Annotated in this window: 13 protein-coding genes and 2 riboswitches; of the genes, 11 read left to right on the plus strand and 2 right to left on the minus strand. The window is 36.1% G+C overall.

Translation table 11 applies throughout. From position 1 onward, the window contains the following. Positions 1–13: 13 nt before the first annotated feature. A riboswitch (SAM riboswitch) is annotated at positions 14–126 on the minus strand. Positions 127–328: 202 nt separating this feature from the next. Continuing rightward, positions 329–439: riboswitch (SAM riboswitch) on the plus strand. 70 nt (positions 440–509) lie between these two features. The 7 genes from MHH71_RS22230 to MHH71_RS22260 all read left to right on the plus strand — a co-directional run bounded on the left by MHH71_RS22230 (position 510) and on the right by MHH71_RS22260 (position 9136). Next, positions 510–2342, plus strand: a complete 1833-nt coding sequence (locus MHH71_RS22230) for a bifunctional homocysteine S-methyltransferase/methylenetetrahydrofolate reductase (RefSeq protein WP_006096011.1) — start codon at positions 510–512, stop codon at positions 2340–2342. Next, positions 2342–5740 (plus strand): methionine synthase, encoded by a 3399-nt coding sequence (gene metH, locus MHH71_RS22235; RefSeq protein ID WP_006096012.1) that lies wholly within the window; start codon positions 2342–2344, stop codon positions 5738–5740. Before MHH71_RS22230 ends, metH begins: the two co-directional genes overlap by 1 nt. An 18-nt stretch (positions 5741–5758) precedes the next feature. After that, complete coding sequence (locus tag MHH71_RS22240) at positions 5759–6817, plus strand: undecaprenyldiphospho-muramoylpentapeptide beta-N-acetylglucosaminyltransferase (RefSeq protein ID WP_006096013.1); 1059 nt, start codon at positions 5759–5761, stop codon at positions 6815–6817. An 80-nt stretch (positions 6818–6897) separates the two neighbouring features. After that, on the plus strand, positions 6898–7170 hold the full coding sequence (locus MHH71_RS22245) for a DUF3966 domain-containing protein (protein ID WP_026008572.1): 273 nt from the start codon (positions 6898–6900) through the stop codon (positions 7168–7170). 105 nt (positions 7171–7275) lie between these two features. After that, complete coding sequence (locus tag MHH71_RS22250; RefSeq protein ID WP_003200399.1) at positions 7276–7653, plus strand: nucleoside 2-deoxyribosyltransferase; 378 nt, start codon at positions 7276–7278, stop codon at positions 7651–7653. A 3-nt stretch (positions 7654–7656) separates the two neighbouring features. Further along, positions 7657–8634 carry an HD domain-containing protein gene (locus tag MHH71_RS22255; protein ID WP_006096014.1) on the plus strand — a complete coding sequence of 326 codons (978 nt, stop codon included), beginning with the start codon at positions 7657–7659 and terminating at the stop codon, positions 8632–8634. Positions 8635–8647: 13 nt separating this feature from the next. Next, positions 8648–9136 (plus strand): hypothetical protein, encoded by a 489-nt coding sequence (locus MHH71_RS22260; protein ID WP_003200401.1) that lies wholly within the window; start codon positions 8648–8650, stop codon positions 9134–9136. Positions 9137–9178: 42 nt separating this feature from the next. On the opposite strand, the gene MHH71_RS22265 is transcribed toward MHH71_RS22260, so the two are convergent. Continuing rightward, positions 9179–9490, minus strand: coding sequence for a hypothetical protein (locus tag MHH71_RS22265; protein WP_003200402.1), 312 nt, complete (start codon positions 9488–9490; stop codon positions 9179–9181). Positions 9491–9741: 251 nt separating this feature from the next. On the opposite strand from MHH71_RS22265, the gene MHH71_RS22270 reads away from it, so the two are divergent. The 4 genes from MHH71_RS22270 (at position 9742) to MHH71_RS22285 (ending at position 12223) form a co-directional block, all read left to right on the plus strand. Then, positions 9742–9957, plus strand: coding sequence for a DUF3912 family protein (locus tag MHH71_RS22270; protein WP_026008571.1), 216 nt, complete (start codon positions 9742–9744; stop codon positions 9955–9957). Between the two features lie 278 nt (positions 9958–10235). Then, complete coding sequence (locus tag MHH71_RS22275; RefSeq protein ID WP_033799108.1) at positions 10236–11060, plus strand: DUF4037 domain-containing protein; 825 nt, start codon at positions 10236–10238, stop codon at positions 11058–11060. A gap of 21 nt (positions 11061–11081) precedes the next feature. Continuing rightward, positions 11082–11723 carry an HD domain-containing protein gene (locus tag MHH71_RS22280; RefSeq protein ID WP_033799109.1) on the plus strand — a complete coding sequence of 214 codons (642 nt, stop codon included), beginning with the start codon at positions 11082–11084 and terminating at the stop codon, positions 11721–11723. Positions 11724–11752: 29 nt separating this feature from the next. After that, positions 11753–12223, plus strand: a complete 471-nt coding sequence (locus MHH71_RS22285) for a hypothetical protein (RefSeq protein ID WP_033799110.1) — start codon at positions 11753–11755, stop codon at positions 12221–12223. Between the two features lie 59 nt (positions 12224–12282). On the opposite strand, the gene MHH71_RS22290 is transcribed toward MHH71_RS22285, so the two are convergent. After that, entirely contained in the window at positions 12283–13698 is a 1416-nt protein-coding gene (locus MHH71_RS22290; RefSeq protein ID WP_003200409.1) for an L-cystine transporter, read from the minus strand. Positions 13699–13715: the final 17 nt, after the last annotated feature.

Consider the following 13715-nt stretch of genomic DNA (forward strand, 5'->3'; position numbering starts at 1 on the left):
GAATATAGTCTTCTTCTTATCTGTCAAATCTTTTCACAATTTGCTGGAATTAGCACCTTATTAACGAACGTGTTAATGGTTGCTGAGGTGTCATAGGGCCAGTCCCTCTACCTCTCTAGATAAGAATATTTTGTATGAAATTTTATTATGGTTTTAACTTTACAACAAAAGATAATTGAATTGCAACTTTATTTTAAACAATTTTCATTTTTCTGCTAATTCAATTGACTTTTAGTCTATCCCATGCTAAATTTATGAGAAAATTAACAAAGATTGTTAAAAGGTACACGTATTTCCTTTTAAAACATAGATGAATAATAAAGACAAACTCTTATTGAGAGCGGTGGAGGGAAAGGCCCTGTGAAACCCGGCAACCTTCAAACGAAATGTTTGAAACGGTGCTAATACCTGCAAAACAATTTGTTTTGCATGATAAGAGGAGGATTGATGATGTCCCCCTCTTCAAGATGAAGAGGGGGTTTTTATATTGATAGAAAAGAGGGAGACAAGTGAAAATTCTAGATTTAGTATCAAAAGGAATTGTTATCGGTGATGGCGCAATTGGTACGTTATTACATTCTCATGGTTTGCAAAGTAGTTTTGAAGAATTAAACTTATCTGATCCAGATCTTATTATATCTATTCATAAACAATATGTAGCTGCTGGGGCAGATATTATTCAAACAAATACATATGGTGCAAATGAAGCAAAATTACGCATGTATGGTTTGGAAAATCAGGTCACCCAAATTAATAAAGCAGCGGTTAAACTTGCAAAAGCAGCCGTAACAGATAAGAACGCCATTTTAGGGACCATCGGTGGGATGAAGCATATCGGGGCCGTTACAACGACTGATATGGAACGAGAGTTTATGCTACTTGAGCAAGCGGGAGCATTATTAGAAGAAAAGGTTGACGGATTATTATTAGAAACATTTTATGATGAGTTCGAATTGTTACATGCAGTGAAAGTATTGCGAAAACAAACAGATATTCCAATTATTGCACAGCTAGCGCTTCATGAAGCGGGCGCAACGCAAAATGGAAATGATGTAAATGGAATATTAACGCAGCTTTTAGATTACGGTGCAAATGTAGTCGGTTTAAACTGTCAGTTAGGACCGCTTCATATGACGGAAGCTTTTAAAATGATATCGATTCCTAAAAATGGTTATTTGTCGGCTTATCCAAATGCAGGCCTTCCAAACTATGTAGAAGGACGTTACGTATATGAAGGAAGCCCTGCTTATTTTGAAGAGATGACACCGAAATTTATTGAACAAGGTATTCGTTTGTTAGGGGGCTGTTGTGGTACAACGCCAGCACATATTGAAGGGATGAAGCGTGTAATTGCGAATGTAACGCCTGTTACAGAAAAACAAATTGTTCAAAGACAACAAGTAGTTCATATCCAAACAAAACGTGCTAGCACTCATGTTACCCTTGCAGAAAAAGCGAAGAAGCAAACAACGGTGGTTGTTGAACTAGATCCCCCAAAAACATTAGATACGCAGCGTTTTTTTGAAGGGGCAAGGGCATTGAAAAGAGCGGGAGCAGATGCCATTACGTTAGCAGATAATTCGTTAGCATCCCCGCGCATTTCAAACATGGCAATGGGGGCATTATTAACGAAGCATGATATTCCAGTACTGACGCATTTAACGTGCCGTGATCATAATGTCATTGGTTTGCAATCTCATTTACTAGGTTTATCGGCTTTAGGAATGGAAGAAGTGTTAGCTTTAACAGGTGATCCAGCGCGAGTGGGGGATTTTCCTGGAGCGACTTCTGTATATGATTTGTCTTCTATTGAATTAATTAAAATGATTAAAGAAATGAATGATGGTCGATCTATTTTAGGAAAATCCATTGGTCCAGCGACAAGGTTTTCTGTTGGAGGAGCTTTTAATCCGCACGTGAGACATTTAAAAGCAGCGGTGAAGCGAATGGAGAGGAAAATTGCAGCTGGTGCAGAGTATTTCTTAACACAGCCAATTTACGATGTAGCCTTAATTGAAGAAATATACGAGGCGACAAAACATTTAGAAAAACCAATTTTTATTGGAATTATGCCTTTAGTAAGTAAACGTAATGCTGATTTTCTTCATTTTGAGGTGCCAGGCATTACATTGCCTGAGGAAGTAAGACAGAGAATGGATGGGCATGAAACGCAGGAGTCTGCAATTGAAGAAGGAATTCGTATTTCTCAGGAATTAATTAATGCCGCAATGAAATACTTTAACGGTATTTATCTCATTACGCCGTTTTTGAAATATGAAATTACAGAAAATCTCGTTAAGTATGTGAAAGAAAAGCAAGACGTGAAAGAGGGAATCAACTGATGAGACCGATAGAAGAGAGATTACAACATGATATTTTAATATTAGATGGCGCGATGGGAACGATGATTCAGCAGGCAGATTTAACTGCAGAAGATTTTGGAGGTGAAGAATACGAAGGTTGTAATGAATACTTAGTAAAAACAAGGCCAGATGTTATTTTAGGTATCCATAAAGCTTACATTGAAGCGGGTGCGGATATTATCGAAACAAATACGTTTGGTGCTACGAATATCGTATTGCATGATTATGAGCTATCTCATTTAGATGAAGAGTTAAATGAAAGAGCGGCGTTTTTAGCAAAGCAAGCGGTAAAGGAGAGTGATAAAGAAGTATATGTAGCAGGTGCGATGGGGCCAACAACAAAAGCAATTAGTGTAACAGGCGGTGTAACGTTTGAAGAACTAATTGAAGCTTATACGAGACAAGCTCGGGGCTTATTACGAGGTGGCGTTGACGTATTGCTTGTAGAGACAAGCCAAGATATGCGTAACGTGAAAGCGGCGTATTTAGGGATTCAGGAAGCGTTTACGGAAGCAAATCATACGGTTCCGCTTATGATTTCAGGAACCATTGAACCGATGGGAACAACGTTAGCGGGGCAAACAATCGAGGCATTTTATTTATCAATTGAGCATATGAAACCATTATCTGTCGGATTAAACTGTGCTACAGGACCAGAATTTATGCGCGAACACATTCGTTCTCTTTCTGACTTATCAGAGTGTTATATTTCTTGTTATCCAAATGCTGGTCTTCCAGACGAGGATGGACATTATCATGAGTCACCGACTTCACTTGCAGAAAAGGTGAAACAATTTGCTAAAGAAGGGTGGATCAATATTATCGGTGGTTGTTGCGGTACAACGCCTGATCATATACGAGCGATAAAAGTTTCGCTTGAGTCCCTTGAACCACGTGAGAATCATGAACGAGAAGGTCACGGTATTAGTGGTTTAGAAGCGTTGCAATATGATGATTCTATGAGGCCATTATTTGTGGGAGAGAGAACAAATGTTATTGGATCAAGAAAATTTAAGCGATTAGTAGCTGAAGGGAATTTTGCAGAAGCTGCTGAAATTGCGAGGGCGCAAGTGAAGGAAAATGCCCATATTATTGATATTTGTATGGCGGATCCAGATCGTGATGAAGTAGAAGATATGGAGAACTTTTTGGCAGAAGTAACGAAAGTATTAAAAGTTCCGATTATGATAGATTCAACGGATGATAATGTTATGGCAAAAGCTCTCACGTATATACAAGGAAAAGGGGTTATTAACTCTATTAATTTAGAAAATGGAGAAGAGCGTTTTGAGAAAGTAACACCTCTTCTTCATAAATATGGTGCGGCAATTGTAGTAGGAACGATTGATGAAGAGGGCATGGCAGTTAGTGCAGAAAGAAAGTTAGAAATTGCAAAGAGAAGTTACGAGTTATTAACGAAGAAATATGGTATACGTCCATCCGATATTATTTTTGATGCACTCGTTTTCCCGGTAGGAACTGGTGATGAAGAATATATTGGTTCGGCAGCAGCGACGATAGAAGGGATTCGTCTTATTAAAGAATCACTGCCAGAATGTTTAACAATTTTAGGAGTAAGTAATATATCGTTTGGTTTACCGCCAGCTGGTCGCGAAGTGCTAAACTCGGTCTTTTTATATCATGCAACAAAGGCTGGGCTTGACTACGCAATTGTGAATACTGAAAAGCTAGAGCGCTATGCATCCATTCCAGAAGAGGAAAAGGAACTCGCAGATGCACTATTATTCGAAACAACGAAAGAAACACTAGAAGAATTTACGAACTTTTACCGGGTTGCTAAGAAAAAAGAAGCGGTCATACAAGAAACATTAACACTTGATGAAAGGTTAGCAAATTATATTGTAGAAGGAACGAAGCAGGGTTTACATGAAGATTTAAGTTTCGCACTAACAGAAGGAAGAAAGCCCCTTGATATTATTAACGGTCCGCTTATGATGGGGATGGACGAAGTAGGTCGTTTGTTTAATAACAATGAGCTTATCGTTGCTGAAGTATTGCAAAGTGCAGAAAGTATGAAAGCTGCTGTTGCGTATTTGGAGCCTTATATGGAATCTAGCGATAGTGCGAAAAAAGGAAAGGTATTATTAGCAACTGTAAAAGGTGATGTACATGATATTGGCAAAAACCTTGTAGAGATTATTTTATCAAATAACGGCTATGATATTCTTAATTTAGGAATTAATGTGCGCTCTGATCGCATTGTGCAAGAGGTAAAAGAAAAGAAACCAGACATTATCGGACTTTCTGGATTATTAGTAAAATCGGCGCAGCAAATGGTAGCAACTGCCGAAGATTTACAAGCGGCAAATATTGATATTCCCATTGTTGTAGGTGGTGCGGCATTGACAAGAAAGTTTACAGATAACCGTATTTCACCTTCCTATAATGGACTCGTATTATATGCAAGTGATGCGATGACAGGACTCGATCTTATCAATCAATTGCAAAAAGAAGAAGAACGAGAAAAAATGAAGCAGGATAAAAAAAATCGCCACATTCATGTCGTGAAACAAGAGGAGAAAAAAGTGGAGAAACCAGCCGTCATTGAACCGTTGCCGAAAGCAAAAGTTATGGTGCCGGACTCAACAAAAAGGGTTGTACTTCGTGATATTCCAGTTTCACATCTTGCACCATTTTTAAACAGGCAAATGCTAATTAGTCATCACCTTGGTTTAAAAGGAAATGTGAAAAAATTATTAAAAGAAGGTGATAAGAGAGCGCATGAGTTAAACAATTTAATTGATGAATTATTACAAGGAGGACAATCTTGGCTATGTCCAAAAGCTGTTTATCAATTTTTCCCTGCCCAAAGTGATGGACAAACTATTATTATTTATGATCCAGAAGATCGTACACGTGTGCTAGAGCGTTTTTCATTCCCAAGACAAGGGAAAGCTCCGTACCGTACATTAGGGGATTACTTACGTCCTGTCGGTGATGAAATGGATTATGTCGCCTTTTTATCTGTTACAGTGGGGCAAGGTGTGCGTGATATTGCGGAAGAATGGAAAGAGAAAGGGGATTATTTACGTAGCCATGCGATTCAATCGTTAGCGCTAGAGCTAGCAGAGGGACTCGCTGAAAAAACACATATGTTGATTCGTGATCGTTTTGGAATTCCGGATTCACCGGAGATGACGATGGAAGAGCGATTCCGTACAAAATATCAGGGAATTCGTGTTTCTTTTGGTTATCCAGCTTGCCCAGAACTTGCTGATCAAGAAAAACTATTTCGCTTAATTCAGCCAGAGGAGATTGGAATCTCACTAACAGAAGGATTTATGATGGAGCCGGAAGCATCTGTAACGGCAATGGTATTTGCTCACCCCGAAGCACGATATTTTAGTGTACTATAGTGTAGAAGGGGGAGAGGTATGAAAAGAATAGTCTTTACAGGCGGTGGTTCGGCTGGACATGTGACACCTAATTTAGCAATTATTCCACATTTGCAAAAAAAGGGCTGGGATATTTCTTATATAGGTTCTCATCAAGGGATTGAAAAAACGATTATAGAGAACGAAGGAATTCCATACTATGGTATAGCGAGCGGAAAGTTACGCCGTTATTTTGATTTGAAAAATATAAAAGATCCTTTTCTCGTTATGAAGGGTGTTATGGATGCTTATGTACGAATAAGAAAATTAAAACCTGATGTTATTTTTTCAAAGGGCGGTTTTGTATCTGTACCAGTAGTAATTGGCGGATGGTTAAATCGTGTTCCAGTCTTGTTACATGAATCGGATATGACACCAGGACTAGCGAATAAAATTGCACTCCGTTTTGCTTCAAAAATATTTGTTACGTTTGAAGAAGCAGCACAACATTTGCCAACAGAAAAGGTGGTTTATACAGGTTCGCCTGTGAGGGAAGAAGTGCTACGTGGAAATCGTGAAAAAGGATTACACTTTCTTCGGTTCCATACTAGAAAACCAGTTATCACGGTTATGGGAGGAAGTCTAGGGGCAAAGAAAATCAATGAAACAGTACGAGAAGCATTGCCACAGCTCCTTAAAAATTATCAAGTTGTTCACCTATGCGGAAAAGGAAATCTAGACGAGACGTTACAAGGTATAGAAGGGTATAGGCAATTTGAATATGTGCACGGAGAATTGCCAGATGTGTTAGGGGCAACTGATTTTGTCATCTCACGAGCTGGATCGAATGCGATTTTTGAATTTTTAACATTGCAAAAACCGATGCTTTTAATTCCATTACCGAAAGCTTCAAGCCGCGGAGATCAAATTTTAAATGCACAATCGTTTGAAAGACAAGGGTATGCAGCGGTTTTATATGAAGAAACTGTAACAGTGACATCCCTTATGAAGCATATAGAAGAGTTAAATCATAATTGTGAGAAGTATAAAAAAGAATTAAAAAAGTATAGTGGAAAAGAAGCAGTACAGACCATTATGAAATATATTACGGAGGCGTGATTTCTAAAAAATCATGTCTTTTTTAGTAGAATGAAAGGTTCGAAGAATTACTTTATTTATGTTACAATAACAGAGATTTAATAGGGGAATTCCAGTTCTTTGAGCGTGAAAATACGAATGGATTAGGAGTGACTGTGTTGGAGCTGAGTCTCTATGAAAATACTGCTCTGATTATATGTTTTGTGCTATACGTTGGTAGTGTTATTATTTACATTTCAAGAAAATTTTCACAAGAACGAAACTTAGAAAAATCGGAAATAACAGCTGAGTTAGAGATGTTAGCCGATGAAAGTGATAAAAAGCAAAAAATAAGAGAAAAGCATGAGGCGCCCCACCATTTAAACGCAAAATAAGTTTTGAAGGTGGGGATTTCTTTTGGCGAAATCCTTCGCTATTATTATCATTAACGCTAAAAAAAGGAGTTTCCCTTTGGTTTTATAAATAAGGAGCTAATTCATATGAATTTCTATATTGCATCAAGTTTTCAAAACAAACATCTTGTTCAATTTGTAGCGAGTCAATTGAAAGAAGCGGGATGGCATCATACATATAATTGGACTCAAAATGAAAGAGCGACAAATAGAGAACAATTACAGAAGATTGGTCAAGCAGAAAAGCAGGCGATACAAAACGCTGATGTTTTTCTACTTTTATTAGATGGCGGAAATGGGAGTCACACGGAGCTTGGTATGGCTATTGCGCTAGAGAAGAAAATCTATATGTATCATAAAAACAATCCGCTTCAAACAACGTTTTACCATTTACCAGAAGTGGATATTTTTCAAGGGGAAGTGGAGGAGTTTGTTTCATACGTCATGAATAAAGGAGACGCATAGATCATGCAGGTTTATGATACGATATACGGTAATTTTGAAATAGACGGTGTATTAGAAGAACTATTACAAACAGAAGCTATGCAAAGGCTGAAGAAAATTCATCAAGTTGGAGCGAGCTTTCTTGTAAAACCAGAGTGGAATATAACTCGTTATGAGCATTCAATTGGAGTTATGCTTCTTGTGAAAATGCTGGGCGGGGGTGAAGCGGAACAAATTGCAGCATTGCTTCACGATGTATCACATACTGCTTTTTCACACGTTGTAGATCGTGTATTACATAAAAAAGATGAAGACTATCATGAACATATTTTTGATACAGTCATTGAAAACTCGGATATCCCGCTCATTTTGAAAAAGTATGGATATGATTCTAAAATGCTTCAAAACTGGGAACAATGGATGCTGTTGGAACAACCACTACCAGCTCTATGCGCAGATCGTATAGATTATACACTTCGCGATTTATATACATATGGAATGATTTCAAAACAAGAAGTTCTTACATTTTTAAATCAATTAATTGTCCATGAAAAACAAATCTGTCTTAGTACGCTAGAGGCGGCAGAGTGGTTTACAACAGTCTATTACAAAGAAACAATTGATTTCTTTCTACATCCATTAGGCTCATATAGTTATCATGTATTAACAAAAGTTTTGCAACTAGCGTTAGAAAAGCATCTGATACATACTGAAGATTTCTTGTGCGATGATGAGGTAGTGCTTCAAAAATTGAAATGTTGTCGTGATGAAGAGATAACGAGTGTATTGGCTACTTTACATCCAAATGTAATAGTAGAAGAGAATAATCAAGAGTATGATATTTGTTACTCGGGTGGGAAGGAACGCTTAATTGATCCACATGTCTATATGAATGGTAAAATATATAAAGCGTCTCGTTTATCTGAACATGTAAGGTTATGCAATCAAAATGCGAAAGAGAACTTCAATCAAAATATATATTTAAAAATAAAGAAAGCATAAAGGAGTTATAAATATGAAATTAGAACAAGGATGGGAAACAAGCTTTTTAGAAGTTATACAAAAAAGTGAATTCAAAAAAGGTGCACTGCGTAGTCAGCTACTTTGTGCAGACGGAGAAGAAGTAGAAGAACTTGCAGACGATTATGGATATGATGAAATTGTAAATCGTGAACATGATGAAGAACTCGCAGAAATTTTAGGTGAAGAACTCTTTAGTGAAATGGAACGTTATGTATTTCTATCTTCACAACCTGAAGAAAAACTTATTTCATTTGTAAATGGGTTAGGATTTCATATTTTAGATTGGATTGTTCTACTTGAAACAGAATTCGGTATAGATAGTGCAGTATTTTCATCGGATGCAGTAAAAATGTTAGAAAAACGTTTTAGACAGTTTCCGTATATAGAAGATAAGACAATTTTTGATATGACAATTGGAGAAGCGATGAATGTATTAGAGTCTGTTACAGGGTTACAATTGAAAGAGAAGATGAGTATATAATAGTGAAAATGAAAAAGAACGTGATAATCTCACGTTCTTTTTTTACATAATAATAATTTTGTCAGTTAATTTTTTTTGTCCTGTAAGAAGTGCATTTAAATACTCGACTTTTCGTATACAAGATTGAATGTGTTTTTCAACTTCTTGTAACTCTGCCTGATGATGGGTTTCAATCGGATGAATTTGCACGTTAAACTTTTCAAATTGGCTGCTGTATGTTATTTCTGCATAGCCACTCATAATATCGGTTTGGTTATGAAATAAGAATTGTTTTGTTTCCTCACAGTATGTTACATCTTGAAATCCATATGATTTTAATGCTTCGATTACTTTTGTAATAATTGTTATATCCATTTTTCTCCCTCTTTACGAAGTTCTGCTTTTCCATTATAACATGAAATAAATTTAAGAAAGCGTTTCCAAGTGCGGTTTTTCCTAATTTTCACGTATAATTTATAAAAATGACACAAAGAAAAAATAATTGTAATAAAGGAAGGACTCTTTTGCTGTTTCATCATATATATACAGAAATAGTGTGATGAAAGGAAACTTTCCGAGGAGAAGGTAGTATGCCAAAGTTGAGCGCAGTAAAAGGGGTGAGAATTTTGAATTTTGATATTACAGGACAAAAAGCGTATGTAAAAGATGGACCGTATCGGAATCGCATTGGAATTGTAAAGCAAAAAGAAAAGCAGGAAGGATCAAGTTTTTTCCTTGTTATTGACGATCAAGTCGTTGATGTGGAACTAAAAGATATCGTTTTAGTAGGGGTAGATGTGCGGCAGTTTCATGAATGGTGCGAACACAATGGCTATTTGTAAAAGGGACGGGCTGTGAAGAGGAACTTTTATTTTTATTATGTGCTTGAAAAGGTTATATCAATAGATAATGATGATGGGGATATTATGCTCAATATAGGAGCATATATCCTTTTTCTGTTTATACACTTGGTAACGAAGAAAATTTTTATATGTAATATTCAGAAATAAAAGAAAATCATTTGATATAGTAATAAATTTCCATTAAGCTATAAATAGAAACAGTGTAATAACGCTGCAATAAAATGTTCAAATGGATAATCAAACATGGGGGAAATCAAATGAACTTAATGCAAAAAGCAATAGATATGGCAAAAATATATAAACAAAACCAAAAAGTAGAAGCGATTCTTTTAGCAGGATCCGTATCAAGAAACTGGCAAGATGAAAATTCAGATATAGAGTTACATATTTTATGGTCAGCACCGCCAGAAGATGAAGATCGTGAAGGGCCTATTAAACGTATTGATGGGACAGTTTTATCGTATCATCCGTATGAAGAGGAAGAGTGGTCTGAATCTTATGTAACGAAAGATGGGATTAAATTAGAAATAAGTAACTTTTTATCCGTAACGGTTGAACGTTTTATTTCTGATGTGGTGGAAAAGTATGAAACTGATTATGAGAAACAATGTATTGTAGCCTCAATTCATGATGGTGTGAGTTTGTATGGTGAAGACAAAATTAGGGGGCTAAAAGATAGAGTCGCAGATTATCCATTGGAACTTTCTAGACAAATGATTGCAGAGAATCTTTTGCTAAGTAATCGCTGGCATAACCGTGAAGCACTTTTAAAACGAAAAGATTGGCTTATGCTATACGATGTAATTTGTGATGTACAGAAGAATGTATTTGGTGTTTTGTTCGGCCTTAATAAAATGTATGTGCATCACCCTGCATTTAAATGGATGCCTTTTAATATCAAACGAATGACAATAAAACCGGAAAACCTTTATGAGCGAATGACGAATATCTTGATGGGAAATCCGGAAAACAGTGTGAAGGATTTGGAATTATTAATCGAAGAAGTATTGATTTCGGCGGAGAAACAAATTCCAGAATTGGATCTTTGGGAGCAAAAGAAACAGATTTGTTATGTGAAGTAATGATGATAGAGTGGTGGTGTTATGGAGTATACCATGGATAGAGCATATGCACGTGAGTTACTTGAACGTGCATATAAACAAAATCCTGGACCTTGGTATAAACATTCGATAAATGTTGCCCAAGCTACTGAAAACATAATCTTGGAATTTATGAAACAAGGATATGATGTGAATGATAATTTGGCTTATAATGCAGGGTTGCTTCATGACATTGGTAGGTATAAAGGTTTTACAAAATCTGTTATACATTCTTATGATGGATACATGTACTTAGAACAATTAGGATTTAGAGGGAATGCGATTAAATGTGTAACACATTCAGTTCCTTGTAGGAATAAAGACATAGAAATCGCGGCTGATTGGAGTCTTGTTCCTCCAGATATGAAAATGAAGCTTGTAGTGATATTAAATGAAAACAGCAACTATGATTTATACGATAAAGTTATTACTCTTTGTGATGCTTTAGCCGATGATAAAGGATTTACTACACTTGAAAAAAGATTGATCTCAGTTGGATTGAGACACGGCACCAATGCTCACACTTCTTCTCATTGGAAAGGATTTTATAAAATAAAAAAAGAAATAGAATCTTTGATTGGAATGAGTGTATACAGACTTCTTCCGGGAGTTGAGGAATCGATTTATACTGATATTCAGTATTAAAAATTGTATTGTATGAAGGGGTGAGTGAAATGAGAAAAAATATGTGCTTGTTTATGATAATTCTAGTGTTTTTGAACTTAATTGGATGTTCCAATATTACAAGTTCTTCAAAAACTTCTTCATCAACTAAACAAAAAGAGGAAAAAGAAACATCAATAGTATTTGAGAAAAAACAAATAAAAGAAATGAATTTAGTGAGGATAGATCAAGATAATATTTCTAAAGCAGGAACGGATAATGAAGATCTAGTAAATCAGATTGTTACAGCAATCAAAGCTGGTACATCTAAAAAAATATCTTTAGATAAAAAAGCAAGGGATGCGGTACATGCTAATATGGAAGTTATTTTTAAGGATGATTCTAAGGAAAGTTTGTTAGTCTGGGTAGATGATAAAAATAACATTATAATCGCAAAAGATGTAGATAAAGGTTCTGTTCAAGGAATTCAAATAAATGAGGATGTTCCTAAAATAGTATTAAATTTTTTAAAACAGGTATAAGGAATAAAAAAAGGAATGCTATATCAATTAGCATTCCTTTTTATGAAAGTTTCTCTTTCTTATGAAGCAACTTCTTCGCTTTTCACATCATCTTGATTATACGTATCGTGATCTAATTCACCAAGCCATTTGCTAGAAATAAGACCTGCTGTCATTGATCCGCTTACGTTAAGAGCTGTACGACCCATATCGATTAATGGCTCAACAGAGATAAGAAGAGCAACAATCCCGATTGGTAAGTTCATTGTTGAAAGGACGATTAATGCTGCGAATGTTGCTCCGCCGCCTACACCAGCAACACCGAATGAGCTAATAGCGACAACTGCGATTAAAGTTAAAATAAATTGTGGTTGTAATGGATCAATTCCTACAGTTGGAGCGACCATCATCGCCAGCATAGCTGGATAAATACCTGCGCAACCATTTTGACCGATAGATACCCCGAAGGAAGCAGCAAAGTTTGCAATTCCTTCTGAAACACCAAGTTTTTCTTTTTGTGCTTCAATATTTAGTGGCATTGTACCTGCACTAGAACGAGAAGTGAAGGCGAATGTTAATACTGGGAATACCTTTTTCAAATATTGAATTGGATTTAAACCAGAAAGAGCAATTAATAATAAGTGAATAACAAACATAACGATAAGTGCTACGTAAGATGCTAAAACAAAGTTACCGAGTTTTAAAATGGCACTTACATCACTACCAGCGACTGTTTTTGTCATAAGAGCTAATACGCCATATGGAGTAAGGCGTAAAATTAATGTTACCATACGCATTACAATTGCATAGACAGCATCAAGCATTTTCTTAAATAACTCTGCTTGTTCTGGATATTTTCTTTTCACACCGATAAAGGCGATTCCAATGAACGCTGCAAAGATTACAACAGAAATTGTCGAAGTTGGACGTGCACCAGTTAAATCAAGAAATGGATTTGTAGGTAATAACTCCAATAATTTTTGTGGAATTGGTGTTTGTTCAATTGAACTGAATTTTTCTTCCACTAATTTTAAGCGAGCCGTTTCTGCATCACCTTGTTGTAAGCCAGTTGCTTGAACGTCAAACCCTGCGCTTGCTGCGATACCAACAGCTGCAGCGATTCCAGTTGTAAGAATTAAAATTCCAATAATAAGTCCGCTAATTTTACCAAGGTTACTTGTTAATTTTAATTTTGTAAATGCCGAGATAATAGAAACTAGAATAAGTGGCATAACGATCATTTGTAGTAATTTCACATACCCACTACCAATTAAGCTAAACCAGTTATTCGAATCCACGATAATTTTAGAAGTAGGTTCATAGATAAATTGTAAGATAAGGCCAAATACAATTCCGACCCCTAAAGCAGTAAATACGCGTTTATTAAATGATACATGCTTGCGCTGCATATAATACAATATGCCAACTAATACGAGCATGACCGCTATGTTAATACCGACTAGCAGTGTATTCATGATGATTCCCCCTAATTCCAATCTGTTATATAGAATAT

Origin of the sequence: Bacillus sp. FSL H8-0534, from assembly GCF_038005885.1 — a bacterium.
GTDB classification, from domain to species: domain Bacteria; phylum Bacillota; class Bacilli; order Bacillales; family Bacillaceae_G; genus Bacillus_A; species Bacillus_A pseudomycoides.